Here is a 25982-nt window from a genome sequence, read left to right on the forward strand (position 1 = left end):
GGTCAGACGGCCGCGGACCGGTGGGTGATGCGGCCGTCCATGACCGTCAGGAGGACCGGCAGGTCCGCGAGGGCCGTCGCGGGCGTCGTGAGCGGGTTCTCGGCCAGGACCGTCAGATCGGCGCGATAGCCGACGGCGAGCCTGCCCTCCTGGTGTTCCTGTCCCGCCGCGAACGCCGGGCCCGTCGTCATCGCCTGGAGCGCGTCCAGGGCGTGCAGTGCCTGGTCGGGGCCGTGCGGGGGCTGGGTGAGGTCGCGGGTGGGGCGACGGTGGCGGGATCCCGCCATCACGCCCAGGGGCGGGAAGGGCGCGATCGGCCAGTCGGAACCGAGGACGACGGTGGCGCCCGATTCCCGCAGGTCGCGGCAGCGCCATGCGCGCGAGGCGCGCTCCTCGCCGAGGCGGCGGGACCAGTTGTCGGTGTGGTCGGCGCGGGTGAAGTCGCAGCAGTGGGTGGGCTGCATCGAGGCCACGACGCCGAGTTCGGCGAAGCGGACCAGGGTCTCGTCGGGGACGCTCTCGATGTGTTCCACGCGGTGCCGGACGGCGGTGTTCGCGTGGGCGGGATCGGCGTCGGCGGCGTGCGCGTGGGCGGTCTTCGCGTCGGCAGCGTCGGCGGCGTTCGCGTCGGCCTTCGCGTCGGCGGCCTGGGCCTTCTCGACCGCGTCGAGGGCATGACGTACGGCGGCGTCCCCGATCGCGTGGGTGGCGGTCGGCACGCCGGCGTGGTGCAGGGCCGCGATGACACGGGTGTAGGCGTCGGGTTCGGGCCAGAACGCGTGCGTGGACTCACCGTTGCGGTCGGGGTGTTCGAGCCAGGCGGTGCCGTTGTCGATGGTGCCGTCCATGAACAGCTTGACACCCTCGACGCGCCACAGCTCCCCGCCGACGCCCTGCTGCTCGATCAGGGCCCGTACCCCGGCCTCGTCGGTGCCGGGCTGGCACCAGGGCGCGACGCGCAGGCGCAGGGGCAGTTCTCCGGCCGCTTCGAGTTCCGCGTACAGCGCGAGGCTGTCGCCGTTGGCGTCCATCGCGTGACCGCCCGTCAGGCCGGCGGCGGCCATGGCGCGCAGCGCGGTGGCGAGGCGGTCGCGCCGCTCGGCCCGGGTGGGCCGGGGCGCGGCGCGTTCGACGAGTTCGCAGGCCGCGTCCTCCAGGAGCAGACCGGTCGGCTTGCCCCGCTCGTCGCAGACGATCTCCGCCGACTGGTCGAAGGTCCGTGGTCCGTCGACGCCGGCGAGTTCGAGGGCGCGGGGGCTGGCGAGGGTCGAGTGGGCGTCGAAGAGCTGGAGCAGGGCGGGTACGCCGTCCAGGACGGGGGCGAGTGCGGCGGCCTCGACCGGCTGGTCGCCGAAGGCGTTCGGGTCGAGGCCCCAGCCGAAGAGCCAGCCGCCGGGTTCGAGCGTCCGCACCTCACGGGCGAGGGCCTCGCGCAGCGAGGGGAGGTCCGTGCAGGCCGACAGGTCGAAGCCGTGGGTCAGCTCCGCGCCGGAGACGGGGTGGATGTGGCCGTCGGTCAGGCCCGGGGTCACGACGGCTCCCTCGAGGTCCACGACGGTGGTCGACGCGTCGGCCAGCGCACGGATCTCACGGTCGTCACCGAGGGCGGCGATCCGGCCGTCGGCGACCGCCAGCGCGGTGGCCGCCATGACGTGGCCGGTGACCGGGTCGAGCAGACGGGCGGCGAGGAGGATCAGAGAGGGGCGCACTTCAGCTCCAGGGAGGGGGTGGGCGGGGCGGTACAGCGAGGCGGGGTCGGGTGGGGTGGTGTGGTGTGGGGGGGTGGGGTGGTGTGGTGCGGCGCTGGGGGGGAGAGCGCAAGCGTCCGGCCTCGGGCGTCGGGCCGGGAGGCGTCCGGCCTGGGTGGCGGGCCGGAGGGCGTACGGCGTGGGTGGCGGGTCGGAAGGCGTCCAGCCAGGATGGCGGGCCGGAGGGCGCCCGGCCTCGGGCGTCGGGCCGGGAGGCGTCCGGCCCGGGTGGCGGGCCGGGGGCGTACGGCCCGGGTGGCGGACCGGGGACGTCCGGCCCGGGTGGCGCGCCGGGGGCGTCCGGCCCGGGTGGCGCGCCGGGGGTGTGGCCCCCGGCGCCTGGCCCCTGTCCCCGCGCCCCGTGCGTCAGCCCGACGTCTGTGGGCGGGTCAGGGTGCCGTGGGAGAGACCCAGTTCGCGTTCTGCCGTCGTCAGGGCCATGCGGGTCACGGCCTCCGGGCGGTCCGTCCGGTCGGAGTTGGCGTGGGCGCCCAGGCCGTCGATGACGACCAGGATCTGGATCGCCGTCGCGCGCGGGTCGTCCGTGCGGAACTCCCCCGCCCGCACGCCGTCGTCGATGAGGCCCTCCAGGCGGTCGTCGGAGGCCAGCTCCATCTCCGCCACCCGCTCCCGCAGGAGGGGCCGGTAGCGGCTCAGGTGGCGGGCGTTGATCCAGAGGCGGCTGATGTCGTCGTACGCCTCTCCCGTCGAGAGCGCGAAGTAGCGCGCCAGGTACTCCGTGGGAGTGCCGTCGGGCCGTTCGGCCGGCAGGAGCGCGTCGAGCTCCCCGGTGGCGGCGGTGGCGAACGCCTCGGCGACGAGTTCCTCGGCCGAGGGGAAGTAGTGGCTGATCAGCCCCGGGCGTACGTCGAGCTCCTCGGCGATCCGCCGGAGGGTGACGCATTCGAGGCCTTCGGTCAGGGCGACCCGGGCCGCGGCCTCCACGATCTCCGCGCGGCGGGCCTCCGGGGTCTTGCGAATTCGCTTGCGCTGGACGCTTGACGACATACCGGCGATGCTATTGAGTGTGCGACCAATAAGCAAGCAGGTCGGCACCACACGCATCCGGAGGGCCTCATGGCTTTCACCATCCCCGACCCCCACCCCCGCGATCAGGACGCGCCCACGGCGCCCCCGGACGCCGAGCGGGCGGGCCGGATCGAGGCCCACGGCATCGACCACATCCCCGAGTCCGAACGCCACGGCCGTCCCAGGGAACTGTTCGCCGTCTGGGCCGCGGCCAACGTCAACTACTTGAGCCTCGTCATCGGCGGCGCCCTGGTCCTCATGGGCCTGAGCCTGTGGCAGGCGCTGGCCGTGATCGTCGTGGGCAATCTGTTCTGGCTGCTCACCGGCGTGCTGGCGATGTCGGGGCCGGCGGCGGGCGCACCCAGCGAGGTGATCACGCGGGCGATGTACGGAGTCCGGGGCAACCGCGTGAACAACGCGGTCACCGGCTGGATGATCTCCGTCTGCTACTTCGCCCTGAACCTGGCCGCCGCCGCGTCCGCCGCCTTCGCCCTCGTCGCGAAGACGGGTCTGCCGACGAACACGGCCGTGAAGATCCTCGTCGTGCTCGCCATCGCCGGGGTCACCCTGACCATCAGCGTCTACGGGCACGCGCTGATCGTGAAGCTGTACCTGCCGATCACGCTCGCACTCGCCGCCGTCTTCGGCGTGGTGGCCTACGCGGTGCTGCTGCACGCCGACTTCGGGTACTCCCCCGAGGCGCGCCTGAGCGGGGTCGGCCTGTGGGCGACCCTGCTCGCGGGGGTCACGGTCATCGCCGCAGGACCCCTGTCGTACACCACCAGCGCCGACTTCTCCCGCTATCTGCCGCGTACGGCGTCGTCGCGTGCGGTCGTCGGCTGGACCGCGCTGGGCGGGTTCCTGCCGAGTGTCGCGGTGTGCTCGCTGGGTGCGCTGGCGGCCACAGCCGTCGACATGACCGATCCGCAGACCGCGCTGGAGCGGATCCTGCCGGGCTGGTTCACCCCGGTGTTCCTGCTCGCGCTCGTCCTCGGCACGATCGCGATCAACGCCCTGACCGCGTACAGCGCGGGGCTCGCCCTCCAGGCGGTGGGCGTTCGCATTCGGCGCTCCCTCAGCGTGATCGTCGACGGGGCCGTCGCTTCGGGCCTGACCCTGTACGCGCTGCTCGTGTCCAACTTCCTCGACACCGTCAGCAACGTCCTCCAGCTGACCGTCATACTCCTCGGTCCGGCGACCGCCCTGTACGCCACCGACATCGCGCTGCGCCGCAACCGCTACGACGGGCCCGCGCTGATGGACGAGAGTCCGGCCTCCCCGTTCTGGTACTCGGCAGGTGTCAACGCGGCGGGCGCGCTCGCGCTGGGGGCGGGGGTCGGCGCGGCCGCGCTCTGCGTCAACACGCTGTACACGGGCCCGATCGCGGCCGCCCTCGGCGGAGTGGACCTCGCCCTGCCGGTCGGGATCGTGGTCACCGCGGGCTGCTACGCGACCCTCCGGCTGGGAAGCGGTCGCCCGTCCGTGCGGTAGGGGCACGGACCTCGCCCCGACGCGCAGGCGGGGCTCGGCCGGAGGGCCGGACCGGCTCAGGGCGCTCGGGAAAGGGCCTGACGCCGTTCCGGCCCGAGCGGTCCGCTAGCCTACCGGCCGGTAGGGACCGGGTGGGAGCGACGACAGGGAGGCCGCCGATGGGGCGTCAGTGGAGTCTTGAGGAGTCCGTCGTGGTGGACGCCGCGCCGGAGGTCGTCTACCGCCTGGTGGCGAACCTGCGCGACATGGGCCGGTGGAGCCCCGAGTGCCGCGGGGTCTGGGTCCCCCGGCCTCCCGTGCGCGACGGAAGCCGCTTCGTCGGGTTCAACCGGCGCGGGCCCTTCGTCTGGTGCACGACGGGGCGGGTGTCGGCGGCGCGCGTGGGCGAGGAGTTCACGTTCGACGTCGGGGTGTTCGGGCTGCCGATCGCCCGCTGGGGCTACCGCTTCGCCGCCGAGGGTACGGGCACCCGCGTGACGGAGACCTGGCAGGATCTGCGCACCGGCCGGGGCGCACGCCTCGCCGAGCTCCTCGGCACCGTCTTCGCGGGGACCAACCCCGCGCGCCGTATCGCGGTGAACCGCCAGGGCATGCGGACGACCTTGGCCCGGATCGCGGCGGCGGCGACGGCCGCGTCCGCCTGAGAATCCCCCTCGCCCCGGTCGCCGTTCGCCCGTCACCGTTTACCCGTCACCGGTCGACGGTCGCCGTTCGCCCGTCGGCGGGCGCCGGGAGCCGGGAGCCGGGAGCCGGGAGCTTCCGGGGGTTCCTCACCACGTAGACGCTGGTGACCCTCCCGTTCTCGATCGAGAGGCTCACCGCCGACGGTTCGCCGTCGACGTCGATCCGGACCGCCGGGGCGCCGTTGATCCAGACGGGCCTCGCCTCGAACGCGGCCGGGACCCGGCTCGCACGCGCGAGCACCTGCGCGACACTCTCGGCGCCGTGGACCGGGGTCACGTCGGCGCTCACCAGTCCCCCGCCGTCGGTGATCAGGACCACGTCCGGCGCCACGACCTCCCTCAGCTCCGCCGACCGCCCCGTACGCAGGGCGAGCAGGAACCGTTCCACCACCGCGCGCCGCTCCTCGGGGGTTGCCCGCGCCCGGGGCCGTCGGGCCGCCACGTGCTCGCGTGCCCGACGGGCGATCCGCCGCGCCGCGCCGGCCCGCTCCCCGATGACGTCGGCGATGTCGTCGTACGGCATGTCGAACACCTCCCGGAGGACGAACACCGCGCGCTCGGGCGGCCCGAGCGTTTCGAGCACGGTCAGCGTCTCGATCGAGAGGCTCTCCGCGAGTTCGACGTCCTCGGCGACGTCGGGGCCGGTCAGCAGGGGCTCGGGCAGCCACGCGCCGACGTACTCCGCACGGCCGCGCGCTGTCGACCGCAGCCGGTCGAGCGCCTGTCGCGTGACCACACGCACGAGGTACGCGCGCGGGTCGCGCACCTGGGCGCGGTCGACGTCGGCCCAGCGCAGCCCGGACTCCCGCACCACGTCCTGCGCGTCGGCCGCCGAGCCGAGCATCTCGTACGCGACGGTGAGGAGGAGGCTGCGGTGGGCGACGAACGGATCCCCCGTCGCGCCGTGCGCCGTCGTGCCGAGCCTCATGGTGTCCTCCTTGGTTCGGATGCCTGCCCGGCCCGCTGCGGCCAGTGCGGCCGCCGCAGGCCGTTCGGCATGAAGACACCGTCGGACCCTCGGCTGTGACATCGAGGACCTGGGGAGGGTGACGGAGCGTCACGCCTTCAGGGTGGCCGCTCCGAAGGAGACGTCGAAGCGGTCGCACCAGATGGTGACGCTCGTGAAGTCGGCCGGATCGGTGCCGGGCGGGAGCGGGTAGTTCTGGTCTCCCTTGTTGCCCTTCAGCTTCCCCAGGCTGACGTACCTGCCGTCGTCGAAGACGCGCCAGCCGGCGACGCCCTCCTTGACCGGGGCGTCGGTCAACCAGACGCGCAGGTCGGGGCCGTTACTGGTGTCGAGGTCCTCGAGGCGCAGGGTCAGGCTGCCGTCGGCGAGACGGATGAGCTTCACCGTGCCGGTGGTGGTGTGCTCATGGCTGATGAGGTCTCCCCGCGCGACCGTCACCGGCCCCGACGCCGGATCGCCAGGAGCGGCGGGCGCGGTGGGGGCGGCGGGCGCGGTGGCGCTGGAGCCGGACCCGGGCCCCGCCGTCGGCAGCGCCTCGTCGACCGTCTCGTTCTGCCACAGCTTCCAGGGCTGGAACCAGAAGAGCCCCACGGCCCCCAGCGCCAACGCGACCACCATCGCTCCCCACAGCAGCGACCTTCTGCCCCCACGTGCCACGATCGTCCTTCCTCCGTGCCCTTGGTCTTCCTTCCCCCGCATTTCATCCCGGGCGGGGCGGTGCACGCCATGGCCGGCCCGATGACGAAAGTCTTACGGGGCGACTCGGCGGCGTTCGGCGGCGGCGCGCGGCGCGTGCGGAGGTCCGGTCTCCGGCTCCCGCGGGTGGTTCCCGCGGCTGCGGTGGCGCAGCACGGCGCCGACGAGGACCGCCGAGGCGGCGACGGCGTACACGACGGTTCCCACGGCGTTCGGGTCGGCGAACGCCGTGCTGGTCACGTACTTCCCCGCTCCCGCCACCGCGACGAGCAGCCACTCCCAGCGCCCGTCCAGGGCGACGAGGGCGACCAGGAGCAGCGCGTACCAGGAGTAGGCGGGTGTCAGGAGCAGGAACGCCGTCCCGGTGACCAGCAGCGCGCCGCTCCACGGCCGTTCGGGATCGCCGCGCAGGACGACGTGGGCGCAGACGAGGAGCAGGACCACGATCAGGGCGGGCACGGCCCAGGAGGGGGGTAGGACGAGCCGCAGCAGGGCGTAGCGGTTGCGGGAGTCGGCGTCGTCGTATCCCTCCTCCTCGACGTATCCGCCGAGGTAGCCGAGGACCGAGCCGTCGGAGAGCAGGACGTACGGGACGTAGGCCAGCGCGGTCACGGCCGCGGCGGGGACCAGGACCGCCGCCGCGTCACGCGCGCGGCGTACGCCGGCCAGCGCCCCGGGCAGGACGATCGCCGGCATCAGCTTCACGGCGACGGCGGCGCCCAGGAGCGCCCCTCCCGTCCTGCGTCGTTGCGCCACGAGGCCCAGTCCGGCGACGGCGAACAGGACGCCGAGGACGTCGATATGGGCGTTGTTCACCGCCTCGACGGGGACGGCGGGGCACCAAGCCCAGTAGGCGGCGGTACGGGGGTCACCCCGGCGGCGCAGGATCAGCAGCAGGGCTCCGGTGACCGCGACGGAGATCAGCGCGCCGCCGATCTGGAACGGCTTCAGACGGGAGCCGTCCGGGGAGAGGAGATGGACACCGAGGAAGTACGACTCGGCGAGCGGAGGGTAGATGGTGTGGACGGCGGGGCGGTTGAGCCGGGTGCAGTGGGCGGGACCGGCGCCCGATGGGGCGACCCCGGGGGCCCGTTCCGCCGCTGTCGGCGGCGCGGCGCTCCGTTCTCCCGCGACCGATTGCGCGGCACCGCGTTCGACGGTGACCGGCGGCGCGGCGCTCCGTTCTCCCGCGACCGATTGCGCGGCACCGCGTTCGACCGTCGCCGGCGGCGCCGGGACCGGGGCGTGGGCCGGGTGCGCGCAGGCGCTTCCGGTCGGGAAGAGCCAGTCGTCCCGAAGCGGAGCGAGTGCGCGGTCGGCGGGTGCGTGGTCGTACGGCGAGATGCCCGCCGCCTGCACCCGACCGTCCCACGCGTAGCGGTACGCGTCCGTGCTCGTACGCGCCTGCGAGACCAGGCCGGTGGCGGCGACCAGCGCGGAGCCCGCCAGGACGAGGACGACCGCCCGCCGGTCCGGCACCTTCCGCAGGACGAGGACGGCGGAGGCGAAGAGCGCCCAGCAGACGGCGTACCACCAGGAGAGCCCGCCGGGGTCGGTGTAGTAGCTGTCCTGTCGGACGGTGCACACCAGGGCCGTGGTGAGCGCGGCCAGGAGCCCGCCGGCCAGCGCGGTACGGAGATCGATCACACCCGGAAGCCTGGCAGCCCGCGGCACGGCGAACGGGTCCGGCGCCACGGCCGTCCGTGTTTCGTAAGGAGTCGGTCCACCCTTCGCGGCCCGTCGAACGGTGAGATGGAGCGCATGAAACCGCGCATCGCGCCTCCCCCTCCGCCCACGTTCCGCGCCCGGCTCCATGACGCGAGGACGGCCACCCGGATCGGCCGCTGGCTCGGCCTCGCCCTCGCGGTCTGCTTCGTCACCGGCGTCACCAGCCACTACCTGCAGCGGCCGCCGGACTGGCTCGCCGACGTCCTGCCGAGCAGGCCGACGTGGGGCTGCCGCTTCAGCCAGGGACTGCACGTGGCGAGCGGGATCGCCGCGATCCCGCTGCTGATGGCGAAGTTGTGGGCGGTCTATCCGAGGTTGTTCGTCTGGCCCGCGGTGCGGTCCGTACGGCACGCGCTGGAGCGGCTCTCCGTGGCCCTCCTCGTCGCTGCCGGGGTGTTCCAGCTGTTCACGGGGTTGTTGAACATCGTCGAGTGGTACCCGTGGCCGTTCTCCTTCGTCCCCGTGCACTTCGCGGTGGCCTGGCTCCTCGCGGGCGCGCTGCTGCTGCACGTCGTCGTCAAGTGGCCGGAGATCCGGTCCCACTGGGGGCGGCGCTCGGCGGGGACGCTGACCCTGCCGGCCGAGGACGAGGTCGACCGGCGGTCCCTGCTGACGGGCGTCGCGGCGGGAGTCGCGGCGGTGACGCTGACGACGGTGGGCCAGTCGTTCACCCCGCTGAAGCGGCTCGACCTGCTGGCGCCGCGTCACCCGGACCGCGGGACGCAGGGGTTGCCGATCAACCGGACGGCCGCCGCGGCCGGGGTGAGTGCGGCGACGGCGCGCGACTGGCGGCTGACGGTCGCCGGACCCCGTCCGTACGCGCTGGACCTGGCCGAGCTGGGGGCGCTGGAGCAGGTCGAGGTGCGGCTGCCGATCGCCTGCGTGGAGGGATGGAGCGTGGAGGCCGGCTGGACCGGCGTACGCGTCCGGGATCTGCTGGAGCGGGCGGGCGCGCCGCCGCGTTCGCGGGTACGGGTGGTGTCCCTGGAGCGCCGGGGCGCGTACCGGGTGATGGAGATGGGCGCGACGTACGCGGAGGATCCGACGACCCTGCTGGCGCTGCGACTCAACGGCCAGGAACTCTCCCTCGACCACGGCTTCCCGGCGCGGATCATCGCGCCGAACCGGCCGGGTGTGCTGCAGACCAAGTGGGTCGCCGGACTGGAGGTGCTGTGATGGTGGCGGTGGTGGTCCGGTACGCGCTGGGCGCGCTGGGGGTCGCGCTGATGGGCCTCGGGGTCGTCCTGGTCGTGCGCACGGGCTCGGTCGGCGACGTGCTGCTGTGGCTGGCGGGGGCGATCGTGCTGCACGACGGGCTGATCGCGCCGCTGGTGCTCGGCGTCGGGCTGCTGCTCGCCGCGCTGCCCGCGCGCGGCGCGCTGCGCGGGGGGCTGATCGTCGCGGGGTCGCTGACGCTGATCGCGCTGCCCCTGATGCTGCGGCCCGGCAGCGCGCCCAACCCGACGGCCCTTCCCCTGGACTACGTCCGTAACTGGCTGATTCTGATGGGGGTGGTGGCCGTCGGTACGGGCGCGCTGATCGGCGTGGGGCGGTGGGCCGCTCAGCGGCGGCGCCGGAGCTGAAGGAAGCTGCGCCCTTCGGCCCGCCAGCGTCGCTCGACCCGCCACCCGGCGGTGTCGGCGTACGCGGGAAGGGCCCGGGCGCCGACGCGCGCCCAGGGGAAGTCGGCGCCGCGCCCGCCGCGTCCGTCGACGACGCGGACCTCGATCCGCTCGTCGACGTCGGGGCCGGCGGCCTCCACGAGGGCCTGCCCACCGGGCGCCACGAGCCCGGCGGCGCGTGCGAGGAGGTGGCCCGGGTCGCCGCCGATGCCGATGTTGCCGTCCATCAGCAGGACGGTGCCCCAGCGGCCCTCGCTCGGGAGCGGGTCGAAGACCGAGCGGCACAGGGCGGTGCCGCCGCCGGAGACCGTGCGGTCGACGGCCTCCGGGCAGACGTCGATACCGAGGACGGGGCGGCCCGCGGCGGCCAGCGCGTGCACCAGGCGCCCGGGGCCGCAGCCGATGTCGAGGACCGGGCCCTCGCACCGGGCGAGCACGGTGGCGTCGACCGGGTCGGCGGCCGCGCACCAGCGTTCGACCTCCAGCGGCAGGAGCCAGCCGTCCGCCCGTCGGAGGAAGAGCGGCCCGTGGCCGGAGCGGAGGGCGGCGCCCCAGGGGTCGGCGCGCCAGCCACGCCGGGGCGCGGGGGCGCGGGGGCGCTCGTCCACGGGCGGCCCGGCGTCGGCCGCCGTGCGCGTCGCGGGCGGGTGCGGCGTCCTGCCCGAGTCCAGGGCGCTCACGCGATCCCGGTCCCCGCTGTGGCGCCGGTGGTGACGCGGGGGTCGCTCCCGGCCGCGATCATCGTCGACTCCCGGTGGCGGGCGGCGAACCGGCCGCGTGGGGCCAGTTCGGCGACGTGACGGGCGTCGGCGGCCGTGTCGACGTCCCGAAGGCGCGGCAGGTCACGGACGCGCAGGCCGGCGGCGGTGAGGCGGGCGCGCTGGACGGCGCCGGTCTCCGGCAGGGACATGGGGACGCCGCGCAGCAGGGCGGGGGCGGGCGCGGCGAGGCCGAGGGCCCAGAAGCCGCCGTCCTCGGCGGGTCCGAACCACGCGTCGCAGGCGCTGAAGTCGAGGCCGATGCCCAGGAGTTCCGGGGTGATCTGCGGGGTGTCCATGCCGACCAGCAGGGTGGGGCCCGTACAGCGCGTGAAGGCGGCGGCGAGCCGTTCGTCCAGGCCGCCCGGGCTCTGGGGGACGACCTCGAAGCCGTCCGGCAGCCAGTCGCCGGGCGCGCCGTCGAGGGCGAGGACGCGGCGGTCGGCGGGCGTAGCGCGGACCGTGGCCAGGGTGTCGGCGAGCGCGGCCTCGGCGAGGCGGGCCGCCTGGTGGGGAGTGAAGGGCGGGGTGAGGCGGGTCTTGACGCGGCCCGGGACGGGTTCTTTGGCGATGACGAGGAGGGTGCTCACCGGCGCGCCTCCGTGGGCGCCGCGGCGCCGGTCGGAGGGGCCGGAGGCGCGGTCGAAGGCACGGTCGGGGGCGCCGTGGGGGCAGGGGCGGCAGGCGTAGTGGGGGTGGCAGGCGTCGTCAGCGGCGCGGTCGGTTGGGCCGTGAGGGCAGGGGTGGCAGAAGTGGCAGGGGTGGCAGGCGTCGTCAGCGGCGCGGTCGGTTGGGCCGTGAGGGCAGGGGTGGCAGGTGTCGTCAGGGGTGCCTCGCGCAGGACCTCGCGCATGTCACGGACGGCGTTCCAGGTCCCCCGCCAGGTGCCGGTGACCTTGGACTTTCCCGTACGGGAGAGGTACGGCACGTCCCTCTCCCGTACCCGCCAGCCGGCGTCGGCGGCGCGCACCACCATCTGGAGGGGGTAGCCGCTGCGGCGGTCGGTGAGGTCGAGGGCGAGCAGCGCCTCGCGGCGCGCGGCCCGCAGGGGGCCGAGGTCGTGGAGGCGCAGTCCGGTGCGGCGGCGCAGCATCCGGGCGAGGGCGAGGTTGCCGGCCCGGGCGTGCGGCGGCCATGCGCCCCGCGACTGCGGACGGCGGCGGCCGAGGACGAGGTCGGCGTCTCCGGCCGCCACCTCGGCGACGAACGGCACGAGGAGGGCGGGGTCGAGGGAGCCGTCGCAGTCGCAGAAGCAGACGATGTCCGCGTCGGCGGCCAGCAGCCCCGCGTGGCAGGCCGCTCCGAAACCGCGGCGCGGTTCCGTGACGACGGTGGCACCGAGGGCGCGGGCGAGGGCGGCGGAACCGTCGGTCGATCCGTTGTCGACGACGATCGCCCGCCAGCCGGGGGGCACTCTCTCCAGGACCCAGGGCAGCGCCCCGGCCTCGTCGAGGCAGGGCAGGACAACGTTCACCGCGTACGTGGTCGCGGAAGGCGAGTCGGTCACGGACTTCACCGTACGAATCCGGACCGGGCAAAAGGGATGTGCGAACCTTACGAAACGCGGACATCGCCCCCTTGCCCCAGCCCGGGTGCCGTCCGGGCCCCCCTCCGGTGCGAGGCTGGCTCTCATGCAGCAGCCTGAACAGCCGACGCGGACGGCACCGCGCATCCTGGTCGTGGACGACGACCCGACCGTCGCCGAAGTGGTCACCGGCTATCTGGAGCGGGCCGGCTTCGCCGTGGACCAGGTCGCCGACGGACCGTCGGCCCTGGCGACCGCCGCGGCACGATGGCCCGGTCTGGTGGTCCTGGACCTGATGCTGCCCGGCATGGACGGCCTGGAGGTCTGCCGGGAGCTTCGCCGGCTCGGGCCGGTACCGGTGATCATGCTGACGGCGCGCAGCGACGAGGAGGACCGGATCCTCGGCCTGGAGATCGGGGCCGACGACTACGTCACCAAGCCCTTCAGCCCGCGTGAGCTGGTGCTGCGGGTGGAGGCGGTGCTCCGTCGGCACACCGAGGTCCGGCGGCCGGGGGCCCTGCTGCGGGCGGCCGGCCTGGAGGTCGATCCGGCGGCGCGGCGCGCGACGCGGAACGGCCGCCCCCTGGCCCTGACGCTGCGCGAGTTCGACCTGCTGAGCTACTTCCTCCAGCATCCGGGCGAGGTCTGCGACCGCGAGCGGCTGATGCGGGACGTGTGGGGCTGGGACTTCGGCGATCTGTCGACGGTCACGGTGCACGTGCGCCGGCTGCGCGGGAAGGTCGAGGAGGATCCGGCCCGCCCGTTGCTGATCCAGACGGTGTGGGGCGTCGGCTACCGCTTCGAGTCCGGGACCGGGTCCCGGGCCGGGTCCGGGTCCGAGAGCGAGGGATGAGTCGTGCGCGACATACTCCTCATCGCCGTGTACGCCTTCGTGGGCGCGGGGGCGGCCGGTCTGCTCGGTGCGGGTCTGCTGCGGTCGTTGCGGCGCCGGTCGCTGGCGGTCTCGCTGGCCGTCGTCGTGTCGGTCGCGGTGACGGCGATGCTCGCCGGGACGCTCGCGGTGGCGTGGGCGATGTTCCTGTCTCCGCACGATCTGTGGGTGATCACGACGGTCGTCGCGATGGCTGCCGTCGTCTCCCTCGGTACGGCGCTGCTGCTGGGCCGTCAGGTGGTCGTCAGCGCGCGGGAGCTCGCCGTGGCGGCCCGGGACTTCGGCGAGGGCGGGGTGTTCACCGCCCCGGGCCTGCCCGCGCCGGCGGAGCTCGGCGCGCTGAGCCGGGAGTTGTCGGCCACCAGTGAGCGGCTGGCCGCGTCGCGGGAGCGGGAGCGGGCCCTGGAGGCGTCCCGGCGGGAGCTGGTCGCCTGGATCTCGCACGATCTGCGGACGCCGCTGGCCGGTCTGCGGGCGATGTCCGAGGCGCTGGAGGACGGTGTGGTCGCCGACCCGGCGCGCTACCACCGGCAGATCCGGACCGAGGTGGACCGGCTCAACAGCATGGTGGGGGATCTGTTCGAGCTCTCCCGTATCCACGCGGGCGCGTTGACGCTGAGCCCGGCCCGGATGTCCCTGCACGATCTCGTGGGTGACGCGCTGGCGGGCGCGGTGCCGCTCGCGCGCGAGCAGGGGGTACGGCTCGTGGGCGACGGGGTCGCGGCCGTGCCGGTGGAGGTCGACGGCCGGGAGATGACCCGCGTCCTGGCGAACCTGCTGGTGAATGCCATCCGCCACACGCCGGCCGACGGCACGGTCGCCGTCGCGGCGGAGCGCCGTGCCGAGTCCGTGGTCCTGTCGGTCACGGACGGGTGCGGCGGCATCCCGGAGGACGCGCTGCCGCGGGTCTTCGACACCGGGTGGCGGGGTACGCAGGCCCGTACCCCGCCGGGCGGCGCCGGACTGGGCCTGGCGATCGTTCAGGGCATCGTGGAGGCGCACAGGGGCCGTGCCGATGTGCGCAACGTGGACGGTGGCTGCCGCTTCGAGGTCACGCTCCCCGCAGCCCGCTCGTAGCGAACTCGGCCATCCCTGCGGCGAAGCCGACCTCGGGCTTCCAGCTCAGCTCGGCGCGCAGGCGGGCGGAGTCGGCGGTGATGTGGCGTACGTCGCCGAGGCGGTACTCCCCCGTGACCACCGGGGCCGGCCCGCCGTGGGCGGCGGCGAGCGCCGTCGCCATCTCGCCGACGGTGTGCGGGTCGCCGCTGCCGGTGTTGTACGGGGTGAGGGCGGCCGGTGCCCGGTCGTCGAGGGCCTCCAGGGCGAGGGTGCCGACGGCGGCGACGTCGCGGACGTGGACGAAGTCCCGGCGCTGGCCGCCGTCCTCGAAGACGCGGGGGGCCTCGCCGCGGGCGAGGGCCGAGCGGAAGAGGGAGGCGACGCCGGCGTACGGGGTGTCGCGGGGCATGCGGGGGCCGTAGACGTTGTGGTAGCGCAGGGAGACGGCGCGTCCGCCGGTGGTGCGGGCCCAGGCGGCGGCGAGGTGTTCCTGGGCGAGTTTGGTGGTGGCGTAGACGTTACGGGGGTCGGCGGGGGCGTCCTCGCCGACGAGGCCGGGCGCGAGGTCGGCGCCGCAGCGAGGGCAGCGAGGCTCGAAGTGGCCCGCGGCGAGGTCGGCTTCGGCGCGGGGGCCGGGCCGGACGGGGCCGTGGGCGGGGCATGCGTAGCGCCCCTCGCCGTAGACGACCATGGAGCCGGCGAGCACGAGCCGGTCGATGCCGGCCTCGGCCATGGCGGCGAGGAGCACGGCGGTGCCGAGGTCGTTGTGGGAGACGTAGTCGGGGGCGTCGGCGAAGTCCTTGCCGAGGCCGACCATGGCGGCCTGATGGCAGACCGCCCGCACGCCCCGCAGGGCGCCGAGGACGGTCTCCCGATCCCTTACGTCGCCGTGCAGCCACTCGGCGTCGGCGGGCGGGGACGGCGGCCGGCCGTGGTGGGCGGTCGGGAGGAGGCCGTCGAGGACGACGGGGTGATGGCCACGGGCGACGAGGGCTTCGACGATGTGGGAGCCGATGAAGCCGGCCCCGCCGGTCACGAGTACGCGCATACCGTTCACCGTACGGAGCGGACGGCGTCCGGAACGGGTGTGCGCGCCGACGTCCGCGTTTCGTAAGGAGCGGGGCGGCGGGACCTCAGCGGCCTCGGCGTTCACGGCGCGCGGCTTCAGCCAGGCGGAGCCGCCTCAGCGGGGCGGCGGGACCTCAGCGGCCTCGGCGTTCGCGGTGCGGCTCAGCGTTCGCGGCGTGCCCTCAGCGGGGCGGGAGGAGGCGGAACTCCCGGCCGTCGGGGTCGGCGAGGACGACCCGGCCCGAGCCGCTCGGGGCGGTGTCGACGCGGGTGGCGCCGAGGCCGAGGAGGCGGTCGATCTCCGTGCGCTGATCGCCGCCGGTGGGCACCGCGAGGTCGAAGCGGAGGCGGTCCCTGTCCTCCCTCGGCATCAGCGGCGGGCCGCCCCAGGTGACCTTCGGGCCGCCGTGGGGCGAGCGGATCGCGGTCTCCTGGTCCTGGTCCCAGACCAGCGGCCAGCCCAGCGCCCGGCTCCAGAAGTAGCCGACCTCCTGCGAGCCGTCGCACGCGAGCGCCCCGATGAACCCGCAGTCGGCGAGGAACGCGTTGCCCGGCTCGATGACGCAGAACTCGTTGCCCTCCGGGTCGGCGAGGACGACGTGCCCCTCCTCGGGGGTCTGGCCGATGTCGATGTGCCGGGCGCCGAGCGCCAGCGCCTTCGCCACGACCTCCTGCTGGTTCTCCAGGGAGGTGCTGGTCAGGTCGAAGTGCAGGGGGTTCTGGAGCGACTTCTTCTCGTCGGTGGGGAGGAAGCGGAGCCGGAACCCGGTGTCGTCACCCGGCAGGAGGACGATGCCGTCGTCCACGTCCTCGGTCGGCTCCCAGCCGAGGAGGTCGGCCCAGAAGCGGGCGAGGCGCCGGGGGTCGTGCGCGTCGAAGCAGAGGGCGTGGAGGCGGGAGGTCATCCCTCGGTCTCCGATCCGCCGGGGCGCCGCCGGGCGCGTCGGTCGGACCGGCGGTCGGGCGGGGCGGTCCACGGCAAGCGTGCGTACAGGTCGTGGCCGAGGCTGCCCGCACGGCTGCGACGGGTCAACTCATTAACGTGACAGGCTCGCCAGGAGGGCGTCGAGGGGCGCCGGTACCCGGTCGGGTTCGAGGGCTTCGACGAGGAGGCGGCCGTAGCGGATCTTGCGCCCCTTCCTGGTGCCGAGGAAGCGGCGCAGCTGCCCGTGCCGGGGGCGGCCGTGGTGGGCCGGCTGGTGCAGGAAGGTCTGCCAGGCACGGAGGTCGCCCTCGGCGCCGACCACCTCCTCGACCGTCGCCGTGCCGAGCGCGCGGATGAGCTCGTCCTCCAGGTCGGCCGCGCAGACGAAGACGTCCCGCCGTGGTGCGCCGACGCGTTCCAGAGCGCGGTCGAAGAAGCTCCGTTCGCCCTCGTCGCACAGGCCTGCCAGGCGCAGGCCGAGGCCCGTGGGCCCGAGGATCGCGGCGTAGCGGCCGACGCTCATCGCCCCGCCCATCGGCACGACGCAGACCCCTTCGGCGGCCAGGTCGCGGCCCCGGCGTTCGGCCAGTGCCTCGACGGCCGCGAGATCGCTCAGCCCTTCGAGCAGCACCGCGGTCCGCACCCCGAGCCGCCCGGCCAGCTCCCCGGCGGGCCCGCCGGGACCGCCGCTCGCCCAGTCTCCGACCGCGTCCCGGAACGACAGCATCTCCACCATGAGCCCGAGTCTGCCCGCCCCCGGCGGGGAGGGCACGGGATTATCCGCCGCCCCCTCCCCGCCCCCTCCCCGCCCCGTGCTGCCACCGCACCTGCCGAGGCCGGCGCGCACGCGGGCCGCGCTACCGCGCGCGCAGGAGGACCGGGAGGGCCTGGTGGCCGTTGCTGATCAGCGACGGGAGGGGGCGGAGGTCCCGTGGGTCGACCGCCAGGGTGAGGCGGGGGAAGCGGGTGAAGAGCTGTTCGAGGGTGGTGGCCACCTCCAGGCGGGCGAGCGGGGCGCCCAGGCAGAAGTGGATGCCGTGACCGAAGGCCAGGTGGTCCTTGGTGGGGCGGGTGATGTCGAAGGTGTCGGCCGTCGGGCCGTGCCAGTCGGGGTGGCGGTTGGCGGCCGCGTAGGAGGCGAGGATCGCGTCGCCGCGGGCGATGGTCCTGCCGTCGGGGAGCGGGATGTCGGTGAGGGCGTAGCGGAGCGGGAGGTGTTTGACGGCCGGCTCGTGGCGGAGGGTCTCCTCCACGACGTCGTGCCAGTCGGAGCGGCCGGCGCGGAGGTGGGCGAGCTGGTCGGGGTGGGTGAGGAGGGAGGTGACCGCCTGGTCGATGACGTTCACGGTCGTCTCGTACCCGGCGCTGATGACCAGCAGGAGCGTGTCGCGCAGTTCGGCCTCGGTCAGGGTGGAGCCGTCCTCGTCGCGGGTGGCGATGAGGAGGGAGGTCATGTCGTCGCCGGGCTCGGCGCGTCTGGCGGCGATCAGGTCGTCGAGGAGGCCGTAGAGACGTACGGCGTTGGCCGTGGCCTGGTCCGAGGTGAGGGTGGTGTCGAAGACGCCGTCCACGAGCGAACGGAAGCCCTCGCGCCGCGACGTCGGGACGCCCATCATGTGGCCGATCAGGGCGATGGGCAGCGGGTGGGCGAGGCGTTCGCGCAGGTCGACGATCTCGCCGGGCGGCTCGGCCGCCAGGTCGTCGAGGAGCCCGGTCACCAGGGACTCGACGACGGGGCGCAGGGCGGCGACGCGGCGGGCGCTGAACGCGGGGGCGACCAGGCGGCGGAGGCGGGCGTGGTCGGCGCCGTAGGCGGTGAACATGTTGTTCACGGCGACCCACAGCGCGAGCGGCCACGCGGCGACGGACGCGTCGTACGCCGGCCAGTGGCGGCGGGCGTCCTTGGAGACGTCCGGTCCTGTCAGGAGCTTCCTGAGCAGCAGCGGGTCGGTGACCGACCATGCCGGCACCCCGAGGACGTCCACGAGGACGGCGGCTCCGTGGGCGCGCAGCAGCCGGTGTTCGGCGTGGTGGTCGGCGCCGGTGGGATCGAGCACGATCGGCGGGTTCGGCCTGTTCACAGCGGGTCCTTTCGAAGACACCCCCTAGGGCGGGAGCCGTCTCCAGACTGGCGGGCGGCGAGTTCTGACGGTAGGTCAGGATGTGGACGTCGTGGCCTGATCCGGTGGAGACGCCGTCCTTCAGGTCATCCGTCCCGGACCCTTGACTCCGTTCGCGCCGACCGGGATCCTCAACCACGCGTTTCGTACGGAGCATGACAATCCCCGTCTCCAGCCGCTTCCCGAGCCCCCCTCGTACGCCCTCTCCCGAGCCCTCGCGTACGCCCCTTCCGAGCCCCCTCGTACGCCGCCTCTCACGCCCTACGACCATCCGTCCTTCGACCGAAGACGTGAGTGATGTCCATGAGAACCCCCACGCTCAGCCGTACGTCCGGCAGGCGCGGGCCGCTGGCCGTGCTGGCGCTGCTGCTCGCCACCCTGGCCCTGCTGCTCGGTCCCGCCCCCGGTTCCGCCGCCGACGCCTCCTGGTGGAACCCCGTCGCCCGCCCCGCGCCCGACGCGCAGATCAACGTCACGGGCGAGCCGTTCAAGGGCACGAACGCCCGGGGCGAGGTGCGCGGGTTCGTCGACGCGCACAACCACCTGATGTCCAACGAGGCCTTCGGCGGGCGCCTCATCTGCGGGCAGACCTTCTCGGAGAAGGGGGTGGCCGACGCGCTCAAGGACTGCCCCGAGCACTACCCCGACGGTTCGCTGGCCGTCTTCGACTTCATCACCAAGGGCGGCGACGGCAGGCACGACCCGGACGGCTGGCCGACGTTCGAGGACTGGCCCGCCCACGACTCGCTCACGCACCAGCAGAACTACTACGCCTGGGTGGAGCGGGCCTGGCGCGGTGGTCAACGGGTGCTGGTCAACGACCTCGTCACCAACGGGGTCATCTGCTCCGTCTACTTCTTCAAGGACCGCGGCTGCGACGAGATGACCTCGATCCGGCTGCAGGCCCGCAAGACGTACGAGATGCAGGACTACATCGACACGATGTTCGGCGGCCCGGGCAAGGGCTGGTTCCGGATCGTCACCGACTCCGCGCAGGCCCGCACGGTCGTCGAGCAGGGCAAGCTGGCGGTCGTCCTCGGCGTGGAGACCTCCGAGCCCTTCGGCTGCAAGCAGATCCTCGACGTCGCCCAGTGTTCCCGGGCCGACATCGACCGGGGGCTCGACGAGCTCCACCAGCTCGGCGTGCGGAGCATGTTCCTCTGCCACAAGTTCGACAACGCCCTGTGCGGGGTCCGGTTCGACGGGGGCGCGCTCGGGACGGCGATCAACGTCGGCCAGTTCCTGTCGACCGGCACCTTCTGGAAGACAGAGAAGTGCGCCGGCCCGCAGGCCGACAACCCGATCGGGCTCGCGGCGGCGCCGCAGGCCGAGAAACAGCTGCCGGCGGGCGTGGCGGTGCCGTCGTACGGGAGTGACGCCCGGTGCAACACCCGGGGGCTCACGGAGCTGGGCGAGTACGCGGTGCGCGGCATGATGCAACGCAAGATGATGCTGGAGATCGACCACATGAGCGTCAAGGCCACGGGCCGGGCGCTGGACATCCTGGAGTCGGCCTCGTACCCGGGCGTCCTCTCCTCGCACAGCTGGATGGACCTGAACTGGACCGAGCGCGTCTATGGCCTCGGTGGCTTCATCGCCCAGTACATGCACGGCTCCGAGGGTTTCAGCGCGGAGGCGGCGCGGACCGACGCGTTGCGCGAGAAGTACGACGTGGGGTACGGCTACGGCACCGACATGAACGGCGTCGGCGGCTGGCCGGGGCCCCGGGGCGCGGACGCGCCCAAGGCGGTGACGTACCCGTTCCGCAGCACCGACGGCGGCTCGGTGATCGACCGGCAGACGACCGGGCAACGGAGCTGGGACCTCAACACCGACGGCACGGCGCACAACGGGCTGGTGCCGGACTGGATCGAGGACATCCGGCTGGTCGGCGGTCAGGGCGTGGTGGACGACCTGTTCCGGGGCGCCGAGTCGTACCTCGACACCTGGGGCGCCTCCGAGCGGCACCGCGCGGGCGTGAACCTGGCAGCGCGGGCCCCGGCCTCGGCCTCCACCACGGAATGGTGGAACCCGTTCACGACGTTCTCGGCCGACCGGGCCGTCGACGGCGACCCGGGGACCCGGTGGGCGAGCGAGTGGCGGAACGACCAGTGGCTCCGGATCGACCTCGGGGAGCCGCGACTGGTCAAGCGGGTGACGCTCGACTGGGAGCGGGCGTACGGGAAGGCGTACCGCGTCGAGCTCTCGCACGACGGCGCCACGTGGCGTACCGCCTGGTCCACCACGACCGGTGACGGCGGTCTGGACACCGCCCAGTTCGCCGGGACGACCGCGCGCTACCTCCGGGTGTACGGCGTCACGCGCGGCACGGAGTGGGGGTGGTCCCTCCGGGAGGTCGGTGTCTACAGCGGCTGACGGAGATCCGGGGCTCCGGTCCGGAGTCCATGGGTGGGGTGGGGCGGCCGGTCCGGTCGCCCCACCCCGTACGTACGAAGGGAACCCCCGCATGTCGCGTATGCCGCTCGCCGAACGGCGTCGCCAGCTGACCGAGGCGGCGATCCGGGCCATGACGCGGGACGGCGTGGCGAGGACGACGACGCGGTCCATCGCAGCCGAGGCGGGCGTGTCGCTGAGCGTCTTCCACTACTGCTTCGACTCCAAGCAGGCCCTGCTGGAGTCCGTGATCACGGCGATCACGGACCACTACGTCGGGACCGTGAAGAAGGCGCTGCGGCCGCGCGACACGTTCCGGGAGACGATCCGGGCCGGCTTCGAGGCGTACTGGGAGCATGTGCGCGTCCGCCCGGGCGAGCACATGCTGACGTACGAACTCACCCAGTACGCGCTGCGCACGCCCGGGTTCGAACCGCTGGCCAGGCGTCAGCACGAGCGGTACGCGGAGATCTACCGCGAGCTCATCGAGGAGCTCGACGCGAGCATGCTCCTCGACATCCGGGTCCCGGTGCCCGTCCTGGCCCGCTATCTGGCGGCGGTCACGGACGGCCTGACCCTGAACCTCCTCGTCGTGGGCCACGACGAGGCGTCCTCGGGCGCGCTCCTGGACCTGGTCACCGACCAGGTCGCCGCGCTCGTCGGGGACGGCCCCGGGGGGCCGGGTCACACCGGGCGGACGTGACCGTCGAGGGCCGGGGCGAGCAGGGCGAAGGCCCGCTCGACGAGTGCGGTCGGGTCGTCGGTGCCGTCTCCGGCGCTCCACCGCTGGAGGGTGACGTCGAAGGCGGTGAGCGCCACGCCGGCGGCGAGACGCGGGTACAGATCGGTGGCGTCGAGCCGTAGCCGGCGCGTCAGCTCCGCCGCGAGGTCGTCGCTCCAGCGCAGCCGGCGTTCCAGGAAGCGGGCGTGGAGCGCGGGCGTGCCCAGGATCAGCCGCACCACGCGCAGGGCCCGCTCGGTGTGGTCCGGGTGGTCGGTGCAGGCCTCCAGGGGGACGGCCATGGCGTGGCGCAGCGCCTCCGAGGGCGGTTCGTCGGCGGGGCGGGCGGCCAGTTCGTCGCGGATCCCGGTGCCCATGTCGGCGAGGAACTGGACGACGACGTCCTCCTTGGAGGCGAAGTAGCGGAAGAACGTGCGCTTGGACACTCCGGCGGCGGCGACGATCTCGTCGACGGTCACCGCGTCGAAGCCCTTCACCGCGAGGAGTTGCAGCGCCGCCTCGGTCAACTCGTTCGAGACGAACTGCCGTTTGCGCTGGGCCAGGGTCATGTCGGTTCGCGAGCTGCTCACGGCGCCCACCGTACACCTCATGCCTTCCATGACACAGAGGCGCATCTTGACACTTGGTGCCACAGGCGGCAGCGTGTGCCGCATGACGGATACTCAGCAGTGGAGCACGGAACGGATTCCCGACCTGACGGGACGGGTGTGCGTCGTCACGGGCGCCAACAGCGGTCTCGGCCTGGCGACCACGCGGGCGCTCGCCCGCCGGGGCGCGCACGTGGTCATGGCGGTGCGCGACGAGGCCAAGGGCCGGCGGGCGGCCGCGGAGATCACGGCCCGCCGTCCCGGATCCCGGCTCGACGTACGCCTCCTGGACCTGGCCGATCTCGACTCGGTGCGCGCCTTCGCCCACGGCCTGCGCGCGGAGCACCCGCGCCTGGACCTGCTCGTCAACAACGCGGGGGTGATGGCACCGCCCCGGACGCTGAGCGCCCAGGGTCACGAACTCCAGTTCGCAGCCAACCATCTCGGGCACTTCGCGCTGACGGGACTGCTGCTCGACCGGCTGACGGCCGGGGACGACCCTCGGGTGGTCACCGTGAGTTCGCTCAAGCACCGCAAGGGCCGGCTGCGCTTCGACGACCTCCGGGGCGAGCGGGGTTACGCGCCCATGCCCTTCTACGCCCGGTCGAAGCTGGCCAACGCCGTGTTCGGGCAGGAGCTGCACCGGCGACTGAGCGCGGCCGGCAGCCCGGTCCGCAGCCTCCTCGCCCACCCCGGCTACGCCGCCACCAACCTGCCGGCGGGCACGCCGGTGCCCCTGGTGCGCCTGCTGTTCGGCCATGTGCTCAAGCCGCTCGCCCAGTCGCCGGAGCGCGGCGCGCTGCCGCAGCTGTACGCGGCGACGGCGCCCGGCGTGCGGGGCGGGCAGTTCTACGGTCCGGGCGGGGCGGGCGAGCTGCGGGGCGGGCCGGCCCTCGTGCGCCTCTCCCCGGCGGCGACGGACGCCGAGACCGGCCGGCGGCTGTGGGAGGTGTCGGAGGAGCTGACCGAGGTGCGGTACGACATCGGCGTGCGCGCCGCCGAATGATCGGTTTCCTTGGGCCGGTCCGGGCGCGGATGCCCGGCGAGCGACCGGTTCGCGGCCAGGAGTCGGTATAAACAGGCGCATGCGCCATGCCGAACGCTATGAGCTGACCTTCCCGGTGTCGGGCGACTCCATCGTCGTCACCCGCACGGACCGCCAGGGGGCCGGGGGCCATCCGGTGTACTCCGACGAGACGGGCATCGTGCAGGCCGAGATCGACGAGGAGGGCCATGTGCGGATGGTCGCGAGCGGTGGGCACCAGAGCCACGACGGGCCCGTACGCGCGGCCCCGTTGGACTGATCCGGGCCGGCACGCGCGGGCGCTCCCGCCCAGGACGCACCGGCCCGCCCGCCCCTGCCGGCCGCTGCCCGCCCCGGCGCGCCGGGCGCCGGGACGGGCGGGGCAGGGCGGGGTCAGGCGTACGGGTCGAACGGGATGCCGGCGGGCTTCGCCTCGGCGAGGTGGGGGGCGAAGCTGCCGTCCTTCAGGCCGAAGTGGGCACTGCCGAAGTCCGTCCGTACGAGCTTGTCGCGCACCCCGGCCGGGTAGCCGTTCCAGCCGACGAGGGCCGGGTACTGCCAGGTGCCCCGGTGGTTCTCCGGCGGCTCGTCGTTGGCGTTGGCCGGGCGGAAGCAGTGCGTGCTCACGCCGTCCTTGTGGTAGACGACCTTGGGGTGCGTCCCGTCCCAGCGGATCTGGTCACGGCCGTAGGTGTTGAAGTCGCCGTGCGCCGAGGTCGAGACGTACTTGGCCTCGTTGTTCTGGATCCAGACCACGACGTGCTCCCAGTCGTGGCGGTGGCCGCCGAGACTGATGCCGGGTATCGCCTGGTCCTTCTCGAAGTAGAGGCCGTAGAGCACCGCGCACCAGCCGTTGTTGCACGTGGCGCGGGAGTAGCCGTTGGTGTTGCCCAGGTCCCAGGCGTCCCGGCACGAGCCGTTGAGGGCACCGGTCGGGTTCAGGCCCGGGTTGATCGTGCCGTCGGGGCCGATGGCCGCCGAGGAGTAACAGCCGTCCGTGTCGTAGTCGAACGCGGGCTGGAACGTCTGCTCCAGTGCGTCGGCGTTGGCCGGCAGCGGCGGGGGCGGCGCCGCGAACGCGCTGCCCGAGACCGCCACGACCAGCGCGACACTGCTGCCGAGGGTGACCGTTACCCTGCGGATCCACGAACTCGTCTTCAACTGCGTCCTCCTGAGGGACCGCCGTGCGGGGCGCGAGGAATGAGGGGTGGTGCGCGATTGGCATGCCCAGATCAGTTCTCTCGAACCCCGCTGTCGCGAGGAGGACCGGCCGATGACGGCGCGGTGAAGGGTGGCGGTCGCCGGTCCGTCAGGCCTTCGCCGCACTCGGCAGGTGCGGCGGGGCGGCGGCCTCGTCGGCGCCCCCGTCGGCGCCCTCGGCCCCTTCGCCCTCGGCCCCTTCACCCTCGACCACCGGCCGGGCCGGGATGAGGAAGGCGACGACCGCCGCCGCGAGCCCCACACCGCTGCCGATGACCAGGGCGACCCGGAAGGCGTCCTCGGAGGGCAGGAGATGACCGGCGAAGTCCGTGGTCATCTGGGCGAGGACCACGCCCATCACGGCGGCGGAGACCGAGCTGCCGATCGAACGCATCAGGGTGTTGAAGCTGTTGGCCGACGCCGTCTCCGACCTGGGTACCGCGCCCATGATGAGGGCGGGCATGGCGCCGTACGCGAGCCCCACGCCGGTGTTGCAGATGAGGGTCACGACGAGCAGCCCGACGGTCGAGCCCATGAGCGGCAGGGCGCAGGCGTAACCGACGGCGATGATCAGGCTGCCGACGCCGAGGGTGATCTTGGGGCCGCGGGCGGCGGTGAGCTTGGCGCCGAGCGGGGCGAGGACCATCATCATGAGTCCGGCCGGGGCCATCCAGAGCCCCATGGCGAGCATGGACTGGCCGAGGCCGTAGCCGGTGGCCTCGGGGAGCTGGAGGAGCTGGGGCACGACCAGCGACTGCGCGTACATCGCGAAGCCGACGAGGACGGACGCCGCGTTGGTCATGAGGACCAGCGGGCGGGCGGTGACGCGGAGGTCCACCAGCGGCTCGGGGGTGCGCAGTTCCCACCAGCCCCAGGCCAGCAGCGCGGCCACGGAGGCGGTGAGCAGGCCGAGGGTCGTACCGCTCCCCCAGCCCCAGTCGGAGCCCGTGGACACACCGAGCAGCAGACAGACCAGCGCGACGCCCAGACCGAGCGCGCCGGGCACGTCGAAGCGGCCGGCCGCGGACGCGGAACGGCCCGCGGGCACGAGCAGCCGGACGAGCACGCCGACCGTGGCGGCCAGGGCGGCGACCACCCAGAACAGCACGCGCCAGCTGGCGTTCTCGGCGACGGCGGCGGAGAACGGCAGGCCGAGCGCGCCGCCGACGCCCATCGAGGCGCTGATCAGGGCGATGGACGCGCCGAGCCGCTCCATCGGCAGGACGTCGCGCAGCAGGCTGATGCCGAGCGGGACCACGCCCATGCCCAGACCCTGGAGGCCTCGGCCGACGATCATCGGGACGACGGACGAGGACAGCGCGCAGACGACCGAGCCGATCACGAGCGGCGCGAGGGAGACGAGCAGCATGCGCCGCTTGCCGTACATGTCGCCCAGTCGTCCGGCGACCGGCGTGGCCACCGCCGCCGACAGGAGGGTGGCGGTGACCACCCAGGAGGCGTTGGAGGCGGAGGTGTCGAAGAGCCTGGGCAGGTCGCCGAGGAGGGGCACCACCAGGGTCTGGGTGAGCGCGGCCACGATGCCCGCGAAGGCGAGGACACCGACGACGCCGCGGGGGCGGGCGTCGGTCTTGGAGCTGGACACGTGGTTCTCCCTAGGGGCAACGCGCGGAACGCGACGAGGCGACATGCATGATGCATACCTAGTGCAGGATACACAGCTCCTGTACCATGCATATGCCTGGTCGCGTGTGACCGGGCGCGAC

General features: G+C 73.8%; 24 protein-coding genes and 1 pseudogene. 10 read left to right on the forward strand and 15 right to left on the reverse strand.

Going from position 1 to position 25982, the window contains the following annotated elements:
* Positions 1-2: 2 nt before the first annotated feature.
* Together ACIPPS_RS12470 and ACIPPS_RS12475 are read right to left on the reverse strand one after the other, a co-directional pair.
* Positions 3-1709, reverse strand: coding sequence for an amidohydrolase (locus ACIPPS_RS12470; protein WP_401430147.1), 1707 nt, complete (start codon positions 1707-1709; stop codon positions 3-5).
* 405 nt (positions 1710-2114) lie between these two features.
* Positions 2115-2756, reverse strand: coding sequence for a TetR/AcrR family transcriptional regulator (locus ACIPPS_RS12475; protein WP_401430149.1), 642 nt, complete (start codon positions 2754-2756; stop codon positions 2115-2117).
* A 69-nt stretch (positions 2757-2825) separates the two neighbouring features.
* On the opposite strand from ACIPPS_RS12475, the gene ACIPPS_RS12480 reads away from it, so the two are divergent.
* Positions 2826-4268, forward strand: a complete 1443-nt coding sequence (locus ACIPPS_RS12480) for a purine-cytosine permease family protein (RefSeq protein WP_401430151.1) — start codon at positions 2826-2828, stop codon at positions 4266-4268.
* Positions 4269-4426: 158 nt separating this feature from the next.
* Positions 4427-4912 carry an SRPBCC family protein gene (locus tag ACIPPS_RS12485; protein ID WP_401430153.1) on the forward strand — a complete coding sequence of 162 codons (486 nt, stop codon included), beginning with the start codon at positions 4427-4429 and terminating at the stop codon, positions 4910-4912.
* 46 nt (positions 4913-4958) lie between these two features.
* Here ACIPPS_RS12485 and sigJ read toward each other — a convergent pair whose 3' ends face one another.
* From sigJ to ACIPPS_RS12500, 3 genes are all read right to left on the reverse strand, one after another.
* Positions 4959-5879: an RNA polymerase sigma factor SigJ gene (sigJ, locus tag ACIPPS_RS12490; protein ID WP_401430155.1), complete on the reverse strand. Its 921-nt coding sequence runs from the start codon at positions 5877-5879 to the stop codon at positions 4959-4961.
* A gap of 129 nt (positions 5880-6008) precedes the next feature.
* Complete coding sequence (locus tag ACIPPS_RS12495; RefSeq protein WP_401430157.1) at positions 6009-6536, reverse strand: DM13 domain-containing protein; 528 nt, start codon at positions 6534-6536, stop codon at positions 6009-6011.
* A 132-nt stretch (positions 6537-6668) separates the two neighbouring features.
* Complete coding sequence (locus ACIPPS_RS12500) at positions 6669-8261, reverse strand: glycosyltransferase 87 family protein (protein WP_401430159.1); 1593 nt, start codon at positions 8259-8261, stop codon at positions 6669-6671.
* A 114-nt stretch (positions 8262-8375) separates the two neighbouring features.
* Here ACIPPS_RS12500 and ACIPPS_RS12505 point away from each other — a divergent pair, with 114 nt between their 5' ends.
* A complete protein-coding gene (locus ACIPPS_RS12505; RefSeq protein WP_401430161.1) occupies positions 8376-9518 on the forward strand; it encodes a molybdopterin-dependent oxidoreductase in 1143 nt (380 codons plus the stop codon).
* Positions 9518-9925, forward strand: coding sequence for a hypothetical protein (locus tag ACIPPS_RS12510; RefSeq protein WP_401430163.1), 408 nt, complete (start codon positions 9518-9520; stop codon positions 9923-9925). The genes ACIPPS_RS12505 and ACIPPS_RS12510 overlap by 1 nt, the downstream gene beginning before the upstream one ends.
* Here the strand turns inward: ACIPPS_RS12510 and ACIPPS_RS12515 are convergent.
* From ACIPPS_RS12515 to ACIPPS_RS12525, 3 genes and pseudogenes are all read right to left on the reverse strand, one after another.
* Entirely contained in the window at positions 9904-10644 is a 741-nt protein-coding gene (locus tag ACIPPS_RS12515; RefSeq protein WP_401430165.1) for a class I SAM-dependent methyltransferase, read from the reverse strand. The two genes, ACIPPS_RS12510 and ACIPPS_RS12515, sit on opposite strands and share 22 nt — an antisense overlap.
* Positions 10641-11312 (reverse strand): DUF2064 domain-containing protein, encoded by a 672-nt coding sequence (locus ACIPPS_RS12520; RefSeq protein ID WP_401430167.1) that lies wholly within the window; start codon positions 11310-11312, stop codon positions 10641-10643. The genes ACIPPS_RS12515 and ACIPPS_RS12520 overlap by 4 nt, the downstream gene beginning before the upstream one ends.
* A 236-nt stretch (positions 11313-11548) precedes the next feature.
* Positions 11549-12238, reverse strand: a pseudogene (locus ACIPPS_RS12525) (glycosyltransferase family 2 protein); the annotation flags it as partial.
* 115 nt (positions 12239-12353) lie between these two features.
* Between ACIPPS_RS12525 and ACIPPS_RS12530 the strand changes: the two are divergent.
* Positions 12354-13100, forward strand: coding sequence for a response regulator transcription factor (locus ACIPPS_RS12530; protein ID WP_401430169.1), 747 nt, complete (start codon positions 12354-12356; stop codon positions 13098-13100).
* Positions 13101-13103: 3 nt separating this feature from the next.
* The gene (locus ACIPPS_RS12535) at positions 13104-14216 is read left to right on the forward strand and encodes a sensor histidine kinase (RefSeq protein WP_401430171.1); all 1113 of its coding nucleotides are present in this window, start codon (positions 13104-13106) and stop codon (positions 14214-14216) included.
* Here the strand turns inward: ACIPPS_RS12535 and ACIPPS_RS12540 are convergent.
* The 4 genes from ACIPPS_RS12540 to ACIPPS_RS12555 all read right to left on the reverse strand — a co-directional run bounded on the left by ACIPPS_RS12540 (position 14191) and on the right by ACIPPS_RS12555 (position 18272).
* Positions 14191-15246 (reverse strand): NAD-dependent epimerase/dehydratase family protein, encoded by a 1056-nt coding sequence (locus ACIPPS_RS12540; RefSeq protein ID WP_401430173.1) that lies wholly within the window; start codon positions 15244-15246, stop codon positions 14191-14193. The two genes, ACIPPS_RS12535 and ACIPPS_RS12540, sit on opposite strands and share 26 nt — an antisense overlap.
* A 202-nt stretch (positions 15247-15448) precedes the next feature.
* Positions 15449-16171: a VOC family protein gene (locus ACIPPS_RS12545; protein ID WP_401430175.1), complete on the reverse strand. Its 723-nt coding sequence runs from the start codon at positions 16169-16171 to the stop codon at positions 15449-15451.
* A 132-nt stretch (positions 16172-16303) separates the two neighbouring features.
* Entirely contained in the window at positions 16304-16927 is a 624-nt protein-coding gene (locus ACIPPS_RS12550) for a TOPRIM nucleotidyl transferase/hydrolase domain-containing protein (RefSeq protein WP_401430177.1), read from the reverse strand.
* Positions 16928-17048: 121 nt separating this feature from the next.
* Positions 17049-18272: a cytochrome P450 gene (locus ACIPPS_RS12555; protein WP_401430179.1), complete on the reverse strand. Its 1224-nt coding sequence runs from the start codon at positions 18270-18272 to the stop codon at positions 17049-17051.
* Between the two features lie 342 nt (positions 18273-18614).
* On the opposite strand from ACIPPS_RS12555, the gene ACIPPS_RS12560 reads away from it, so the two are divergent.
* Both ACIPPS_RS12560 and ACIPPS_RS12565 read left to right on the forward strand, forming a co-directional pair.
* Positions 18615-20687 (forward strand): discoidin domain-containing protein, encoded by a 2073-nt coding sequence (locus ACIPPS_RS12560; RefSeq protein ID WP_401430181.1) that lies wholly within the window; start codon positions 18615-18617, stop codon positions 20685-20687.
* A 91-nt stretch (positions 20688-20778) separates the two neighbouring features.
* Positions 20779-21408, forward strand: coding sequence for a TetR/AcrR family transcriptional regulator (locus ACIPPS_RS12565; RefSeq protein WP_401430183.1), 630 nt, complete (start codon positions 20779-20781; stop codon positions 21406-21408).
* Here ACIPPS_RS12565 and ACIPPS_RS12570 read toward each other — a convergent pair.
* Positions 21390-21995, reverse strand: a complete 606-nt coding sequence (locus ACIPPS_RS12570) for a TetR family transcriptional regulator (RefSeq protein WP_401431376.1) — start codon at positions 21993-21995, stop codon at positions 21390-21392. The genes ACIPPS_RS12565 and ACIPPS_RS12570 overlap by 19 nt on opposite strands.
* Positions 21996-22098: 103 nt before the next feature.
* Here ACIPPS_RS12570 and ACIPPS_RS12575 point away from each other — a divergent pair, with 103 nt between their 5' ends.
* Positions 22099-23040 (forward strand): oxidoreductase, encoded by a 942-nt coding sequence (locus ACIPPS_RS12575; RefSeq protein WP_401430185.1) that lies wholly within the window; start codon positions 22099-22101, stop codon positions 23038-23040.
* A 79-nt stretch (positions 23041-23119) separates the two neighbouring features.
* A complete protein-coding gene (locus tag ACIPPS_RS12580) occupies positions 23120-23338 on the forward strand; it encodes a DUF6296 family protein (RefSeq protein ID WP_401430187.1) in 219 nt (72 codons plus the stop codon).
* A 113-nt stretch (positions 23339-23451) separates the two neighbouring features.
* Here the strand turns inward: ACIPPS_RS12580 and ACIPPS_RS12585 are convergent, their stop codons facing one another.
* Positions 23452-24219 carry an NPP1 family protein gene (locus tag ACIPPS_RS12585; protein WP_401430189.1) on the reverse strand — a complete coding sequence of 256 codons (768 nt, stop codon included), beginning with the start codon at positions 24217-24219 and terminating at the stop codon, positions 23452-23454.
* A gap of 148 nt (positions 24220-24367) precedes the next feature.
* Positions 24368-25861 (reverse strand): MFS transporter, encoded by a 1494-nt coding sequence (locus tag ACIPPS_RS12590; RefSeq protein ID WP_401430191.1) that lies wholly within the window; start codon positions 25859-25861, stop codon positions 24368-24370.
* Positions 25862-25982: the final 121 nt, after the last annotated feature.

This window comes from Streptomyces sp. NPDC090127 (assembly GCF_044746945.1).
Classification (GTDB): Bacteria; Actinomycetota; Actinomycetes; order Streptomycetales; family Streptomycetaceae; genus Streptomyces.